The organism is Nitrospira sp. KM1 (assembly GCF_011405515.1).
In the GTDB taxonomy this organism is placed as follows: Bacteria; Nitrospirota; Nitrospiria; order Nitrospirales; family Nitrospiraceae; genus Nitrospira_C.
Window position 1 is genome coordinate 62,197 of the sequence record NZ_AP022671.1, and the last position, 15,986, is coordinate 78,182.

Below are 15,986 nucleotides of genomic sequence, written 5' to 3' on the forward strand. Positions count from 1 at the left end.
CCGGATGAGAGATACAGAGGTTCATAGATGGCAGCCGGCGCAGGCGAAATAGAGTGGAGAGATGATCGCGAAGGAGGCATAGCGAATGGGACGAACGGGTGGAGATCCGATCCAGCGGTTGATGAGTTTGATGTTCAAGGCGCACCCCTGGCATGGGGTGTCGATTGGTGAGAACGCACCGGACGTGGTGACCGCGTACATCGAGATCGTTCCGACCGATACGGTGAAGTACGAAGTGGATAAAGACAGCGGCTTCCTCAAGGTGGATCGGCCGCAACGCTTTTCCAATTTCTGTCCGGTGTATTACGGTTTGGTGCCGCAGACCTATTGCGGCACCGGCGTCGCGGCGCTGTTTTCGAAGCGGGCCAAACGCAAGGGGATGGTCGGGGATGGAGATCCGCTCGACATCTGCGTGTTGACGGAAAAGACGATTCCACACAGCGATATTCTCCTCACGGCGATTCCCATCGGAGGATTCAGCATGGCGGACGGCGGCGAGGCCGATGACAAGATCATCGCGGTCATGAAGGACGATGCCGCGTACGGGGATTTCCAGGATATCAGCGACTGCCCAATTTCCGTGATCGATCGTCTCCAGCATTACTTCCTGACCTACAAGCAAGCGCCCGGGGCGGTTCAGCATAAGGTGGAAATCACCAGTGTCTACGGACGGGATGAAGCGCTCAAAGTGATCCGCACCAGCCATCACGATTACCGGGAAAAATTTCCGGAACTCGAGTCGCTTTGGCCCAAAATGAAGTCTTAAACGAAAAGGGATGATGAGACGCCCATGAAATCCGACGCGACCCATCCGCCTGCTTCCCACACCGCCACGGGGTTTTCCCCCGGCTTCGCCGCCCTGGGCCTGGAGGCCTCGTTGCTGACGACGCTGGAGTCGCTGGGGTACGAAGAACCCACGCCGATTCAGCGTGAGGCGATTCCGCCGCTCCTGGCCGGCCGCAACCTTCTCGGTCAAGCGGCAACCGGAACCGGTAAGACCGCCGCCTTTGCCCTTCCACTGCTGCAGCGGATCGCGCATGCGGGAGCAAAGCATCGCCCTTCGGCGCTTGTGCTCGTCCCGACGCGTGAATTGGCGATCCAGGTGTCGGAGGCCGTTCGACGATACGGGAAAGAACTGCGCACCTCAGTGCTGGCGGTCTACGGCGGTCAGGCCATTGGACCGCAATTTCATGCCCTCAAGCGCGGTGTGGACGTGATTGTGGCGACCCCGGGTCGCGCGCTCGATCACATTCGCCGTGACACGTTGAAACTGGGTCACGTGCAGGTTGTGGTGCTGGATGAAGCCGACGAGATGCTCGATATGGGGTTCGCCGACGATTTGGATGCCATTCTCGAACAGACCCCGCCCGCCAAGCAGACGGCGCTTTTTTCCGCCACCATGCCGCCACGGATCAAATCGATCGCTCAACGGCATCTCAAGAATTCCGTCGAAATTACGATAGCCAAAGAACCGGTCAAGGCCGGGGCGGCTCCGCGCGTTCTGCAGACCGCCTATGTCGTGACCAGAGCGTATCGAGGGGCGACGCTTGCCCGCGTGATCGATATGGCCGCGCCAAAATCGGCGCTGGTGTTCTGCCGGACCAGGCTGGAAGTCGATGAAGTGACGGCCATGCTCACCGGCCGTGGGCACCGAGCTGAGGCTATCCATGGTGGAATGAGCCAGGCGCAGCGCGATCGGGTCATGCAGGCTTTCCGCACCGGACAGACCGAGTTGCTGGTGGCCACCGATGTCGCCGCGCGCGGCTTGGACATCCCGCATGTGTCGCATGTCGTCAATTACGATCTTCCATCATCCGCAGAAGTCTACGTGCATCGCATCGGCCGGACGGGTCGCGCGGGGCGGGAGGGCGCCGCGATTACCATCTTGGATCCGCGTGAGCAGCGGCTCTTGCGCAGCATCGAGCAGCACACCAAAGCCAAAGTGACCGTCTCGCCGGTCCCTTCGGTGACCGACCTGCGGGCGAAACGTCTGCAGCGGACCGAGACGGCCGTGCGTGAGTCGTTGGAGGCCGGAGACCTGGATTCTTTCGAGCCAGTCATAGAGAGATTGTCTGCGTCCAGTGATCCGGTGAAAGTGGCAGCGGCTGCGGTCAAACTCATTTTCAGGGCACAGGGCGGAGCGCGCGCCGAAGAAGACATCCCTGCCATGCCGATCAGACCGCCGGATGCCCATCATTCATCCGGTCGTTACGTTCGGCATCCTGCCGATCGATCGCACGCCGCACGGTACGATGATCGGACTTCGAGAGGGAGATCCTCCGAGCGGCAGACCGGAACGGCACGCATCTATATTGGAGCGGGGCGGGACGCCGGCATTAGACCAGGCGATTTGGTCGGCGCAATTGCGAATGAGGCCAAGGTCAATTCCCAAATGATCGGGGCGATCGAAATCGAGGAACGGTTTTCTATTGTGGACGTACCTGAAACCGCTGCGCGGGGCATTATCGAAGTCCTGGCTCGTGCTCGAATCAAGGGCCGTAAAGTCACCGTGCGGCTCTTTCGAGAGTAGGTATTGTTTACCGCGGTATGTCAGGCGCCGCTTGACGATTCTTGCGTTTTTTAGCATGTATTCCTAGAATGGCCGCATGCGGTCAGATCCTTGTAAAGGAACACTGACGTGCTGCGGTACATGGATCATTGTCCTGTGTGCGGCCGCTTTCTGTCTCGACCTGACTGCCTTCAACACGCCACAACACGCAGCGGTGCTTCTTCATCAACCGGCGTGGATTGACGGTGAGGAATCTGATCCCAACAAGAATTCGGACGGTCTGGTCGTCCCGGACGGTCTGCTGGTCGGGCAGACTCTTTCCACTCATCACTCGACTCCGGCTGCCTATTCGGGCAGTGCTTCCGTGCCTTTCTTCAATCTATCAGTCTCGGATTTCTCGTCCCGTCCTCCACCTCTTTCGTAAGCGGAATCCCGCAGGTATCTTGGAGAGGCACCCCCACCGGGGAGCCTGATGTCCTGTGCAACCGTGAAAGAGGAGTGACTCGTGCAATCTAAAATTCTAGTTGTGGATGATGCGCTCGACAGCTGGCAGTTACTCAGCACGATTTTGCGGAACCATCACTTTCAACCGGTGTGGGCCGCCGATGGCATTCAAGCCATGAGCGAAGCAAGAAAACATCAGCCTCAGGCGATCCTGTTGGATTTGGGATTGCCGGGAGGAGATGGGTTCGTCGTGCTGGAACGATTGAAGGGGAACCGCTTCTTATCGGCCATTCCGGTGATCATTGTGACCGTGCAGGACCCCCGGATCGCCGAGCAAAAAGCGCTCGAGCACGGCGCGGCGGCCTTTCTCAGAAAACCGGTGAAAGCTGAAGAGTTGATCGCCGCAGTCCACCAGGCGATCGACGGTAAGAAGTGACGGAAGGCACGTCCGGTAATATCAACTTCCGTGAGAGTAACCGGTGGGGGTTCCGCTATCGGCGTCCGCCTCCGCCTGAACGTCCGCCTCCGCCTGAACGTCCGCCTCTCGTCGTGTGACTACCCGATGGCGCGAGCCCTGAACGAGACCTTCCCATCTGACCCGGGCGAAGAAAGTTACCCTGCGCCGGCATGTGCGGAATAGCAGGTTGAACGCTGCGTGGTGCAGCCAAAGGCCTACCTGGAAGCGGCGGCCGGGTAAAAGAAGACCATCGGTTCGGCGCCTGAGTGTTCGGCCAGTTTTGCTTGAACCCTGGTGATTCCTGAACTCCTCCGGCAAAGGGCGGTGCAACGATGCGCGGAGGCAGAAGGAGCGACCCTCGAGATTGTCCCGCGAGCGGTGAGGAGATTTGCGGAGGGGACGAATGGAGAGCGGCGATTTCCCGCAGGCGATGAAGGCGGGGACTGACTGGATGGAATCTCCCGGCTTGGAGCAGAAGGCCTCGGACCGATCGGACTCCATACCATGGATAGGTATAGACGCCAGGACCCGCATAGGCCCAATTGGTCCAGGCTTGGGCGATGAACGCATTGCCTTGTAATTGGTTGATCGTGTCCTGGCGCTGCTGATTGAGCAGTTCGGCTTCCTCGGGCGATTGAACGGCGGCAAGAGCCAGATTGGCGGCGTCGAGCTGCCGGTGCAAGGTGTCCGTTTCCGCCTGGAGCGCCGTCAATTCCGTCCTCGCATCTTCATTCGCTCGGAGCGCGGCAATCGCCCGGCTCACTTCGTCGGCATCGATCTCCGCGGTGAGGTCCGCACGGATGACGATCGTATCGCCTTCTACGATCGTCCTGATTTCCTGATCCAGCACAGTGACCACTCCTGCCGTAAAGCTTCGGATATCATCTCTCGTCACGTCCATGTTTTTGACTTCGGTGATGCGTTCCAGATACGTGGCTACTTGTTCCAATGCCTGTCGTTTGGCAGCTTCTACCGCCAGCGTGATCCCGTCCGCCCGCGTGTCGTAGTCACCCATCCGGAATTCCCCTTCGGCTTGGACAATCCTTACGTCACCAGGCAATGGAGGATGCGCAGTCGGAGAAAGAGGAGAAGGAGGTGGAGAGACCGACGCCGGAGATCCGAAATCGAGCTCGACGAGTTGGCTGCGGTAGCGCTCCGGAACCGAATGCAATTCAGTCGTGTAGGTTCTTGTCCCGCTGTCGTCCGTGTAGACGTAGATTGTGTTGGCTGCGAGAGAGGTACGGGTCGCGACGTCAGACAGAAAGATCGCCAAGATGAACCCGATGGATAATGGAACTTGTCCTCGAGGATTCATCATGGCCCTCCGCGCTCAGGCCTTTTGTCGTCGGTAAGGACATCCTACCACAGGCTCCGCCGGTTATCCCATGGCTGCCACGTCAGAAGCGGAGTGCGGCGGGCAGCGAATGGAGCCAGTTTCAAGCCACCTTACGGTGTTTTTCTGATGCGGGTCCTCGAAGCTGCCTGTTAGGATGCGAGCGTGAATAATCCACTACCTACCCCGACGCCGCGCCGGGCCGCAGTCTTCTTCATTTTTGTCACGATCATGCTGGACATGCTGTCGTTCGGCATCATCATCCCGGTATTACCCACGCTGGTCGAAGAATTCACATCGGGTGATACGAGACAGGCTGCCGAGATCTACGGGCTCATGGGTACGGCGTGGGCGATCATGCAGTTCATCTGCTCGCCGATCCAGGGTGCACTCTCTGATCGGTTCGGCCGGCGGCCGATCATTCTGTTGTCCAATGTCGGACTCGGGATCGATTACATGGTCATGGCTCTGGCACCGAATCTCGCCTGGCTGTTCGCGGGAAGGGTGATATCCGGCATCGCATCGTCCAGTTTCAGCACCGCCGGCGCGTACATAGCGGATGTCACGTCGGTCAACGACCGTGCCGCGGCATTCGGAAAAATTGGGGTGGCGTTCGGATTGGGTTTTGTTCTCGGACCGGCTATCGGCGGGCTGCTTGGCGCATCGGATCCTCGCCTACCGTTTTGGGGTGCAGGGATCACGAGCCTTCTCAATGCCTGCTACGGATACTTCGTGTTGCCGGAATCCCTGGCTCCCGAGAAGCGAATGCCGTTCTCGTGGAAGCGGGCGAACCCGGTCGGCTCGCTTATTCTCTTGCGATCTCATCACGAGCTGTTTGGGTTGGCCACGGCGAACTTTCTGACGAGTCTTGCCCATGTCGTCCTGCCCAGCGTCACGGTGCTGTATCTCGGGTACCGGTACGGGTGGGGCGCGACGACGGTCGGTCTCACGATGGCCGCTGTCGGCGTGGGGGCGATGATCGTTCAGGGCGCGCTCGTCAAGCCGATCACCGCAAGGTTGGGAGAGCGCCGGGCCCTCGCCGTAGGCCTCCTTTGTGGCGCGGTAGGATTTTGCATCTACGGTTTTGCGCCGAACGGCTTCGTCTATTGTTTCGGAATCCCGGTAATGGCGTTCTGGGGACTGACCGGTCCGTCCGCGCAATCACTCATGACCCGGCACGTGAGTCATCAAGAGCAGGGACAGTTGCAAGGCGCCATCGGCAGTCTCATGGGCATCGCCGGGCTTATCGGCCCGACGATATTCACTCAAACGTTCGCTCGCTTCATCGCTCCGGAATCCGAGTGGCAGCTGCCAGGCGCGCCGTTTCTTCTCGCATCGATGCTGCTGTTGGCGGCCATGGCGATCGCCTGGCGTGCGACAAGACCTCGTGCGATGTGAACCGCCAATCCTCCAGAGAATTCTCCCCGTAAGTTCGCCCGTGGGTGTTACGATGTCCAATGTCAACCGCCTTGCCGGCTCCTATTCTCACGAACATTCCTCAACGGATGGACCGCCTGCCCTGGTCCCGATGGCATCGGCTGGTCGTGATCGCGCTCGGCATCACCTGGATTCTGGATGGCCTCGAAGTGTCGATCGTCGCGGCGCTCGGGCCGATCCTCACGCACGCCGACACCCTGCACCTGAGCGAATCCGAAGTCGGCCTGACGGCCTCTGCCTATTTGGCCGGCTCCGTAGCAGGTGCCGTTGTGTTTTCCTACCTTACCGACAAGGAGGGGAGGAAGAAGTGGTTCATGATCACACTGGCCCTGTACCTGACGGCCACAGTGCTCACGGCGTTCTCATGGGATCTCTGGAGTTTCATGCTGTTCAGATTTCTGACCGGCGCAGGAATCGGAGGCGAATACGCGGCCATCAATTCTGCCATCGACGAATTGATTCCGGCACGTTGGCGGGGACAGACCAACCTGGTCATCAATGGCAGTTGGTGGATCGGCAGCGCCTGGGGAGCGATGCTCACGGTGCTGCTGCTGAATCCGGAGATCATTTCGGTGCAGTTGGGCTGGCGACTCTGCTTTGGTCTGGGAGCGATCTTGGGAGTGGCGATCGTCCTCGTCCGGCGGTTTATTCCAGAGAGCCCGCGCTGGCTCATGACGCATGGGCGGGTGAAGGAAGCGGAGGAGGTCGTCGGTTCGATCGAACGGCAAATTGCGCGTGAAGAAGCGTTGCGCTCATTGCCGGATGCAGAGGGGACGATTACCGTCCACGAACGTCCGCCGGTTACGATCGCGACCGTGGCCCGTGAGCTATTGAAGCAGTATCCATTGCGCACCGTGCTGGGAGTTGCGCTCTTGACCACGCAGTCGTTCATGTATAACGCGATTTCCTTCACCTATCCCTTTGTGCTGACCAAATTTTACGAGGTGCCGATTAGCCACATCGGATACTATGTCTTGCCGTTCGCACTCGGGAATTTTCTGGGCCCGTTGCTGCTCGGCCGTTTCTTCGACAGCGTCGGGAGGAAAATCATGATCAGTTCCACTTATGCCATCGCCGGGTGTCTGCTTGCGTTAACGGGGTATCTGTTCTTGCAGGGAGCCTTTACGTCCATCAGCCAGACGATGGCGTGGTCTGCAATTTTCTTCTTCGCGTCCGCAGGCGCGAGCGCGGCCTATCTGACTGTGAGTGAAATCTTTCCAATGGAGATCCGCGCGATGGCTATCGCCGTGTTTTTCGTCGTCGCGCAGGGAGCAGGCATTCTGGCTCCGTGGCTGTATGGCAAGATGATCGAGACGTCGGCTGAAAGCATCTTTTACGGCTATCTCTTAGGCGCGGGCCTGATGATCGTCGGCGCTATTGTGGAAGTCTTTCTTGGGATCAACGCGGAAGGAAAGTCCTTGGAGTCCATTGCAGCGCCCCTCTCGACTCGATCGGAGAGGGAACAAAAGGTCGCGTCCGCGTCATAAGTGCAAATCACCAAGCCGGTCCTTCCGGTTGGATGAACTCGAGCAGTGATTCGGACAACCGCAACTATCGTCCGGCTCCGTGCACATGCATCTGGCGCTGGCGATAGATGGCGATTGCACGAAGTTCCGACTCCTCGGCTTCCGTCTCTCGTCCAGCATCCCGGTAGAGCGCGGCAAGCATCGACTGGGCTGCCGCTTCCATAGCCGGGTCACGAAGATTCTGGGCGAGGAAGACGGCCTGATGGGCGGTGCGGATTGCGTCCTCCAGTCGGCCACCTTCACCGTACAGATGCGCAAGCCTCAATGTCAGCACGCCCTCGAGGGGCATGCTTCGCTCTGCCTGAGCGAGGTGCAGCCCCGCCTCGTACATCGATCGTGCCTCGTCCGGCCGCTCCACCAATGCATAGGCATTACCCAATGCCGCCACCGCCGCGAGTTCTCTGGTTCGATCGCCACTGGTCCGCGCGCGCTGTACGGTTTTTTCAAGAAGGGTGAGACCTTCATCTGAAGATCCATTGCCGGTCTGCAACAATCCGAGGTCTATTGAGGCGTCAATGGCGCCGCCGAAGTCCTTGGTTCGGTCGAAGAGGGCCATGGCCTGGGTCAACGAAGTGCGGGCGGCATCGGACTTTCCCAGTCTCGCGGCGACGCGTCCGGTCAGAAGCAGCGCCTGGGCATGCGCACGTCGGTCGGAAGCCGCAGCGAGGACGGGCAGCGCGACTTGCAGTTCGGTGTAGGCATCTTGTGGCCGACCCTGACGTTCGTAGACGTGTGCGATTTTGACCCGCGCGTTCGCTGCGCCGCGGAACTGCTTTTTCCCCAGATAAGTCTTGAGTGCCAGTTGATAATACGTGAGGGTTTCTCGGAAATGATGCTGGTGTTCGTGGACCTCGCCGATCCGGAGCAGTTCGTCGCCGGTCAGGGTATTGGCCGAAGACACCGGCTGCGCAGCCGGGAATGCCGGCGAGGCCGGAGTTGCGTATGTGAAGGATGCCAACGCTAACAACAGGACCGTGGTTTTCATGTTGCCAGAATGATCTTGTCAGAAGGGCGAATCAAGACCGGAGCGTCGGATCAAGACTCAGCGCGGACCTGACGGTGCAACGGGCACGGGGGGCTGATTCGGCGGGTTTCGGGGAAGGCAGCTTGGCAGAGCCGCGCTGAGGAGAACCGTGATCAGTAGCGAACCGACCATCCAGAGTTTCTGCTGGAATCTCATGAGCGTCCCGTCAGGACATGTGCGGAAGTGCCGCAAACTGAAGCGCGGTCATCGGACCGTGCTTCCGCAGCAACTCCAGTTGATCCGTGTCGCGTACGAACATTTCACCGGCGAAACTGAGTGCATTGATCGGAATGCCCTCGAAATAGTCCTGAGATCGTGGCACCAGCAAAAGCCAGCGTCTGGTCATGAGCAGATTGTACGGCGCCACAGTGTCGGAATTCCCCGGCCGCATCGGGAAACCGACCGCCCGCAGCAACGCCCGGTAGCAGGCGAGCAACGTCGCGCCGGCCTTTTTCTCCGGGTCCAGCCAATCGCTTTCGACCGGTGCATAGGCGTGGAGAAACGGCAGCGTGGGGACCAGACCTATTTCTCCCGGAATTCGCAGCGAATGAAAGAGCGTTTCGATCGGCAGCCGCGGCCCGGTTGAAGCCGGAAGTGGAATAAGCTGGAGATGCTTGTGCCGGCCCGCCGTGCCTGCCGCCGATCCGGCATCGTAAAAAATCAGACCATCGATTTCTGCTAATGCAATCAGCAGCGCCTCACAGTCCCTGTGCGTAAGCGGTGACTCATGCGCCTCAAAGGAGCGCGTGGCAATCACGACTTGATGTGCAACCAGGCTGACCTTATTGAGAAAGGCGACATGCGTCGGTGACAGTTCTGCCACGAAGAGATCAGGGTCCGGCATTGTCATCGGGTGTGAAGATTGGCGGGTCGTGTGGTCGGACTTCGCTCCGACATGATCCGTCATGACCCGCACGACGAACGAGACGCCTGCCTGCTCGATCACTTCCGTTTTCGTTGGAATAGATTGCAGCGCTCCCTTGCGGGAAGCATCGGCCGAGCGCGCAACGAGCGAAGGCCAAAGCCGGCCGGATTCGAGCAAGCGGTCGTGACCGTCCATCCCTATAGATTAGCGGGATTGCCGTGAACAAGGAAAGAGGAAAATTCACCTGCCGAACGGTCTGATACGGTTGCAAGGAGTGACACCGGCCGGTAAAGTGTATTTCGCTGTTCGATGAAGCGGTTCAGCTTTCTCTCGCGTATTCGGAGGCTTGTATGGCGTTGCGCGGAAATGTGCTGTTGGCCGGTCTGATGGTTTGGTACGTGGCCCTTTCATTTTGGGTGGCGTATGAGCCGGTGGATCGCCAATTCTGGGTCATGGCGAGCATCCTGCCGGCCGTTCTGGTGCTGATTTTGGCCGTCACGCATCGGCGGATCCGATTCTCGACGGCTTCGTACGTGTTGATCACGTTGTTTCTGACGTTGCACGCAGTCGGCGTCCATTATACCTATGCCCAAGTCCCGGCGGGTGTATGGCTCGAGCAGGTTCTTCCTGGACGGAACCATTACGATCGCCTCGTCCATTTCTGCTTCGGATTTCTTTTGACCTATCCCATCGAGGAATTGTTCCGTCTGACGGGTTCACTGCGTGGCTGGCTTCTCTATTATCTGCCTGTGATGACGATTCTTGGATTGAGCGGCCTGTGGGAAATCATCGAAGCCTGGGTTGCAAGCTCCGTGCATCCAGAATTGGGTATGACGTATCTCGGCTCTCAGGGAGATATCTGGGACGCGCAGAAGGATATGGCATCGGCGTTGTACGGATCGCTTGCCTGTATGGCTCTTCTGCTGCTCATCCGCTTTGGGTGGGGACCGCTCAGGCGGCAGACCCAAGCGCTTGCCGATTCGCCGCAGTGAACCTCGTGATGGGCGCGCGTTGAAGAAGCCCCGGGTGCTTCTCGCACTTGCGGTCTGGTACGCCGTCGCCTGGACGGCGTTGGCGATCGAGCCGGTCGACCGCCGTGACTGGCTGCTAGAAAATATTCTGGCTCTCACCGCCATTGCGGCGCTGGCCGTCACCTACCGGTGGTTTCAATTTTCCACGCCGTCATATGTACTGATCACGGTGTTTCTCACGCTTCACGCAGTCGGAGCGCACTATACGTATGCTGAGGTGCCGTTCGGGTTCTGGTTGAAGGACACGTTCGGTTTGAGCCGAAACCCGTTCGACAGGCTCGTACATTTTTCCTATGGGCTATTCCTCGTCTATCCGTTCAGGGAAGTGCTTGTGCGGCTCGCCGGGATCGGAGGCTTCTGGGCATTCTATCTGCCGGTCAGCGGGATGTTAGCGCAGGGCGGGCTCTTTGAAGTTATTGAGGCGATCGTGGCGAAGATCGTGAGTCCCGAACTGGGCACGGCGTATCTGGGTATGCAGGGGGATGAATGGGATGCGCAAATGGATATGTTGTCTGCGCTGCTCGGCGCCATGGTGACTATGAGCGTTCTGTCTGTAGCGGGTGGGCGGAGCAAGACGGCGGGCAAACGAGATCGGTAAATCTACCCGAATAGTTGAGGAATCGGAGGCCGCACAGGCGGTGTCGGAGGCATCGGCTGGGGGTCCGGCAACGGAGGCTGCGGGGGCGGAAACGGATCCGGTGCCGGGGGTATGGGACCGGGATCCGGATCGGGGTTCGGACGCGGTACGGCCAGAATCGCATCGGATGTGTTCATAGTTTTACCCTACCATGCGATGCTCCCTTATGCATCCGCCTTGTCAAGACGCCGCGGCCAGTTTCGCGAATTGGCGTTTCATGTCGTTGACACGTTGCAAATACTTCGCGACGTCATGACTCCCGCACTGCTGGTTCGGTCCAAGCCTGAATCCGCGAGCCGCATAGCTGTTTCCGATTGACGGTCCGCAGAGATGGATTACGGTTGCCAGATCGTGCTTGTGAGGCGGGGTGGCAGGGGCCAAACGCCGATGGCGCAAGGCTCCGGCCACTCCACGGTCCAGCAATGCCGACGTCAGTTCGATGGCATGGCTCGGCAATACGCGTGTATACAGGCTGTTGAACCAGCACGACTGCATATCGTGCCACGGGCCGTCTTCGACGACGACGTGGTTATGGACACAGTAGCGCTTGCCCTCTTGAAAGGCCGCATCGGTAATCTGATACATCCCGACCGCACTTGACGCCGGTTGATAGACCGTGAAGGGATTCCAGGCCGGGCGCCACCGCCAGTACGTCCGAGCGACCGGGTTGCCGTCGCCTTCGACCTGTGCCAGCGCGGCAAGCAGTTCCGGTGGGATTGTTTTGGTCGAATGCTTGCGGAACAGTGATCCGTATTCCCGCCACGTCTGCGACGGGCTCTTGTCCAATGCGCGATCCAACGGAAACAACATTTCCGTCGGTTTGTTTATCGCATGGTAGGTCCAGTTGACTGTCAACCAGACGAAGAGAATGATCAGACCTGCAGAGAGCCATCGAATGGAGACCGGGGCCGAGGCCAGCGATGTTCTAAGAGCCTGGAGCCAGAGTCGGACAAAACGCCAGATGGATCTCCCCGTGATGCGGCGTCCGCGCTGCTGTCGTCTGGATCGTTCAGCTCGACTCAGCAATCTGGGGGCCATGACCATACACTATAGCGCAAACGCTTCGTGTCCGATCCGTTGAAGCATTCCGTAGTGAAATTTCTGTTGAACTTTGTCACGGCGCTCGTTCAGGATGGGCGGAATGTATTGCATCCCGCACCATTTTCTTATCAAGAACTAAACAGGCTCAACCTATGACATACCTTCCCATCGAGGATCACGGTATCATCGGCAACATGCGCACGGCCGCACTGGTCGGCATCAATGGGTCGATCGATTGGCTGTGCGTGCCATTCTTCGATTCACCGAGCGTCTTCGGCGCAATCTTGGACGATCGTCAAGGGGGCAGTTTCGATATCACGCCCAGCGACGACAATGTCCAGACAAAACAGTTTTATTGGCCGGAGACCAATGTGCTGGTGACACGCTTCTTATCGCCGGACGGTGTCGGCGAATTGGAAGACTTCATGCCCGCGGGATTGCCGTCCGATTCACCGAGGCAGGATCAACTGTTTCGGCGCGTCAGGGCGAGACGGGGAAAGCTGGCCTTCACGATACATTGCCGCCCGGCATTCGATTACGCCAGAATTCCTCACCGGACGATGATCACGAAGCATGGTGCGGTATTCGAGACGAAGGCATTGAGTTTGTCGTTGGCGAGCACGGTTCCCTTGGTCGCCGTGGATGAAGGAGGTGTGACGGCCTCGTTCGTGCTCCGGGAGGGTGAAGAAGCCGTCTTCGTCTTGTGCCCCTTGCCGCAGGGAGAGGAATGCCGGGCCGTTCCCTCGAAGGGCGAGACACAGGACGTGTTCGAACAGACCGTCGAATTTTGGCATCGTTGGCTTGCGAAATGCACCTATGTCGGCCGTTGGCGTGAAATGGTGTACCGGTCGGCTCTCACGCTGAAGCTGATGACGTTCGGACCGAGCGGTGCCATCGTCGCCTCGCCCACCTGCAGTCTCCCCGAGGCGATCGGGGGAACGAGAAACTGGGATTACCGCTATACATGGATCCGCGACGCCGCCTTCACCCTCTACGGGTTTCTGCGGATCGGGTTCACCGAAGAGGCGCATGCATTCATGCAGTGGATGGATGCGAGAGCCGGTGAAGTCGAAACCGACGGCACGCTGCAGATCGTATACGGCGTCGATGGGCGGCACGATCTGACGGAACACACGCTCGATCACCTCGAGGGGTATCGTGGTTCCCGTCCGGTGCGGATCGGGAACGGAGCCTACAATCAACTGCAATTGGATATTTTCGGCGAGTTGCTCGATTCATTGTATTTGTACAACAAGCATGTGATGCCCATCGGCATCGACGCCTGGGTCAGAATCCGCAAGCGTCTCAACTGGCTGTGTGAGAACTGGCAGCTTCCCGACGAAGGCATCTGGGAGGTGCGCGGCGGCCGCCGGCAGTTTGTCTTTTCAAAACTCATGTGTTGGGTGGCCATGGATCGCGGTGTCCGGTTGGCCGATAAGCGATCGTTCCCGTCCGATCGAGAACGCTGGCAGCGGGTGCGGGACCAGATCTACGAAGAAATCATGGCCAAGGGGTACAGCCAGAAGCGGCAAGCCTTCGTGCAGCACTATGATACCGATACATTGGACGCCTCCAATCTGATCATGCCGCTGGTGTTTTTCATGGCCCCCAACGATCCGCGCATGCTGAATACGCTCGACGCCATCAATCGTTCGCCGCAGGCGGGTGGGCTGGTGTCCGATGGACTGGTGTACCGATACGATACGGCGACCGGCGAGGACGGGTTGTGCGGCGGGGAAGGCACGTTCACGATGTGCTCGTTCTGGCTCGTCGAGGCGCTGACTCGGGCCGGCCACGTCGATCACGGAAAATTGGCCGAGGCCCGATTGCTCTTCGAACGGATGTTGGGACATTCCAACCATCTCGGCCTCTATTCGGAAGAAATCGGTCCGCGCGGCGAAGCGCTCGGCAATTTTCCGCAAGCGTTTACCCATTTGGCACTGATCAGCGCCGCTTTCAACCTCGACCGGACGCTCGGTCGAAAAGAGCACGGGTGAACTTGCACAAGCCGCTCTCAGGTCTCATGCTCATGATATTCGTCAACCACAAGGAGGTCACATGCAACGCAAAGGTTCGGCCGTCTGGCAGGGCGATCTGAAATCAGGCAAGGGCACCGTCTCGACGGATAGCGGGGTACTGTCGCAGACGCAATATTCCTTCTCGACCAGGTTTGAAAGCGGAAAGGGCACGAATCCCGAGGAATTGATCGCCGCGGCCCATGCCGGCTGTTTCACGATGGCGCTGTCGGCGCAGTTGGGCAATGCGGGTCTGACGCCGGAAAAACTCGAAACGACGGCCACCGTGACGTTCGATAAACTGGAAGCGGGCTGGACGGTGACCGGTATTCTGTTGGATGTCAAAGGTAAGGTGCCGAAGGCCGACCAGGCCGCGTGGGAGAAGGCGACGCAGGCGGCCAAGACGGGCTGCCCGATTTCCCGCCTGCTCAATACCACGATCAACATGCAAGCGAAGCTCGAAAGCTGAGGCGGCATGGCTCGGGCCAGAGCCTCCGCCTCCATCGCCTTTCTGTTTGATCTCGACGGCACATTGATCGACAGTGTCTATCAGCACGTCTTGGCCTGGCGTGAGGCGACGCAGGCGACGGGGATCGAGCTGCCTGTCTGGCGTATTCATCGCCAGATCGGCATGAGCGGCGGCCTCATGCTCAATGCCTTGTTGCGGGAGACCGGCCGTCCGGTGTCACGCCGAGATGCGGAGCGCATTCAGCGAGTCCATGCGGAGACCTATGCGTCGCAGGCGGCGTCCCTTCGCGTTCTTCCCGGCGCACAGGAACTGCTGGACACGCTGGCAATGCACCGTATCCCCCACGCCATCGCGACGAGCGGACGCACCATCAGCGCCGTCCACACGCTGAAGCTGCTCAAGCTTCACAAGACGGTTCCGGTCATTACGCGGGATGACGTGCGGTATGCGAAGCCGGACCCTGATCTTTTCGTCGCGGCCGGCAAGCGGCTCAACATGCCGATGAGCCGTTGCGTGATCGTCGGAGACAGCGTGTGGGATCTGCTGGCGGCGCGCCGCGCGTTTGCAATTTCCGTCGGGCTGCTCTCGGGAGGCTACGGGCGTGAAGAGCTGGAGCGGGCCGGCGCGTATCGCGTCTATGAGGATCCAGCGGGTCTGCTTGCGCATTTGGATGAGGTCGGCGTCAGACTTCACGAACGCGTCTAAACATTGATGGAGAACTCACAACATGCGCGATGCCACCGCGTTGTCGACCTGGTTGCTGTCCTGTGTCTTCGCCGCCGGCTTTGCCGGTCCCGCGATGGTGCAAGCTGCTGACAATCTGATCACGACGGCCAGCCGCTATTCCGTTCCCGAGACGATCGACCGGATCGAAAAGGCTGTGACGGCCAAAGGGATGACGGTCTTTGCCCGCATCGACCACGGTCTGGAAGCCACGCAAGTTGGACTCGACATGAAACCGACCGTGTTGCTCATTTTCGGCAATCCGAAAAGCGGCACTGCGCTGATGGTGGCGAGGCCTACTGCGGCAATTGATTTGCCGATGAAGGCGCTCGTATGGGAGGATCGGAACGGAAAAGTATGGCTCACCTATAACTCGCCTGCATTGCTTCGTGAGCGTCACGGCGTGGCGGAGAATCTGACATCCACGCTCGATCCGGTGGGCAAACTGCTGGAACAATCCTTGGAATAGACCAGA

Annotated in this window: 16 protein-coding genes; 11 read left to right on the forward strand and 5 right to left on the reverse strand. The window is 59.2% G+C overall.

What is annotated here, in order from left to right; all coding sequences use genetic code 11:
- Nucleotides 1-85 precede the first annotated feature (85 nt).
- The 3 genes from W02_RS00285 to W02_RS00295 all read left to right on the forward strand — a co-directional run bounded on the left by W02_RS00285 (nt 86) and on the right by W02_RS00295 (nt 3,389).
- Complete coding sequence (locus tag W02_RS00285) at nt 86-766, forward strand: inorganic pyrophosphatase (protein ID WP_197742094.1); 681 nt, start codon at nt 86-88, stop codon at nt 764-766.
- Between the two features lie 24 nt (nt 767-790).
- A complete protein-coding gene (locus W02_RS00290; RefSeq protein WP_173043667.1) occupies nt 791-2,530 on the forward strand; it encodes a DEAD/DEAH box helicase in 1,740 nt (579 codons plus the stop codon).
- A gap of 484 nt (nt 2,531-3,014) precedes the next feature.
- Complete coding sequence (locus tag W02_RS00295; RefSeq protein WP_173043669.1) at nt 3,015-3,389, forward strand: PleD family two-component system response regulator; 375 nt, start codon at nt 3,015-3,017, stop codon at nt 3,387-3,389.
- A 55-nt stretch (nt 3,390-3,444) separates the two neighbouring features.
- Here W02_RS00295 and W02_RS00300 read toward each other — a convergent pair whose 3' ends face one another.
- The gene (locus W02_RS00300; protein WP_173043672.1) at nt 3,445-4,728 is read right to left on the reverse strand and encodes a hypothetical protein; all 1,284 of its coding nucleotides are present in this window, start codon (nt 4,726-4,728) and stop codon (nt 3,445-3,447) included.
- Nucleotides 4,729-4,908: 180 nt separating this feature from the next.
- Here W02_RS00300 and W02_RS00305 point away from each other — a divergent pair, with 180 nt between their 5' ends.
- Both W02_RS00305 and W02_RS00310 read left to right on the forward strand, forming a co-directional pair.
- Entirely contained in the window at nt 4,909-6,141 is a 1,233-nt protein-coding gene (locus W02_RS00305; protein WP_232068607.1) for a TCR/Tet family MFS transporter, read from the forward strand.
- A 59-nt stretch (nt 6,142-6,200) separates the two neighbouring features.
- The gene (locus W02_RS00310; RefSeq protein ID WP_173043674.1) at nt 6,201-7,667 is read left to right on the forward strand and encodes an MFS transporter; all 1,467 of its coding nucleotides are present in this window, start codon (nt 6,201-6,203) and stop codon (nt 7,665-7,667) included.
- Between the two features lie 64 nt (nt 7,668-7,731).
- Here the strand turns inward: W02_RS00310 and W02_RS00315 are convergent, their stop codons facing one another.
- Together W02_RS00315 and W02_RS00320 are read right to left on the reverse strand one after the other, a co-directional pair.
- Nucleotides 7,732-8,691, reverse strand: a complete 960-nt coding sequence (locus tag W02_RS00315) for a tetratricopeptide repeat protein (protein ID WP_173043676.1) — start codon at nt 8,689-8,691, stop codon at nt 7,732-7,734.
- A gap of 205 nt (nt 8,692-8,896) precedes the next feature.
- Nucleotides 8,897-9,790, reverse strand: a complete 894-nt coding sequence (locus W02_RS00320) for a phosphorylase (protein ID WP_173043678.1) — start codon at nt 9,788-9,790, stop codon at nt 8,897-8,899.
- 155 nt (nt 9,791-9,945) lie between these two features.
- Here W02_RS00320 and W02_RS00325 point away from each other — a divergent pair, with 155 nt between their 5' ends.
- On the forward strand, nt 9,946-10,587 hold the full coding sequence (locus W02_RS00325) for a DUF2238 domain-containing protein (RefSeq protein WP_173043680.1): 642 nt from the start codon (nt 9,946-9,948) through the stop codon (nt 10,585-10,587).
- Between the two features lie 34 nt (nt 10,588-10,621).
- Nucleotides 10,622-11,224 carry a DUF2238 domain-containing protein gene (locus W02_RS00330; RefSeq protein WP_232068608.1) on the forward strand — a complete coding sequence of 201 codons (603 nt, stop codon included), beginning with the start codon at nt 10,622-10,624 and terminating at the stop codon, nt 11,222-11,224.
- Between the two features lie 2 nt (nt 11,225-11,226).
- Here the strand turns inward: W02_RS00330 and W02_RS00335 are convergent, their stop codons facing one another.
- Entirely contained in the window at nt 11,227-11,400 is a 174-nt protein-coding gene (locus W02_RS00335) for a hypothetical protein (protein WP_173043683.1), read from the reverse strand.
- Between the two features lie 43 nt (nt 11,401-11,443).
- A complete protein-coding gene (locus W02_RS00340; RefSeq protein ID WP_173043686.1) occupies nt 11,444-12,301 on the reverse strand; it encodes a transglycosylase SLT domain-containing protein in 858 nt (285 codons plus the stop codon).
- A gap of 155 nt (nt 12,302-12,456) precedes the next feature.
- Between W02_RS00340 and W02_RS00345 the strand changes: the two genes are divergently transcribed.
- From W02_RS00345 to W02_RS00360, 4 genes are all read left to right on the forward strand, one after another.
- Nucleotides 12,457-14,301: a glycoside hydrolase family 15 protein gene (locus tag W02_RS00345; protein WP_173043688.1), complete on the forward strand. Its 1,845-nt coding sequence runs from the start codon at nt 12,457-12,459 to the stop codon at nt 14,299-14,301.
- A 61-nt stretch (nt 14,302-14,362) separates the two neighbouring features.
- Complete coding sequence (locus W02_RS00350) at nt 14,363-14,788, forward strand: OsmC family protein (RefSeq protein WP_173043690.1); 426 nt, start codon at nt 14,363-14,365, stop codon at nt 14,786-14,788.
- Between the two features lie 6 nt (nt 14,789-14,794).
- Nucleotides 14,795-15,493 (forward strand): HAD family hydrolase, encoded by a 699-nt coding sequence (locus W02_RS00355; RefSeq protein WP_173043692.1) that lies wholly within the window; start codon nt 14,795-14,797, stop codon nt 15,491-15,493.
- A 22-nt stretch (nt 15,494-15,515) separates the two neighbouring features.
- On the forward strand, nt 15,516-15,980 hold the full coding sequence (locus W02_RS00360) for a DUF302 domain-containing protein (RefSeq protein WP_232068609.1): 465 nt from the start codon (nt 15,516-15,518) through the stop codon (nt 15,978-15,980).
- Nucleotides 15,981-15,986 lie beyond the last annotated feature (6 nt).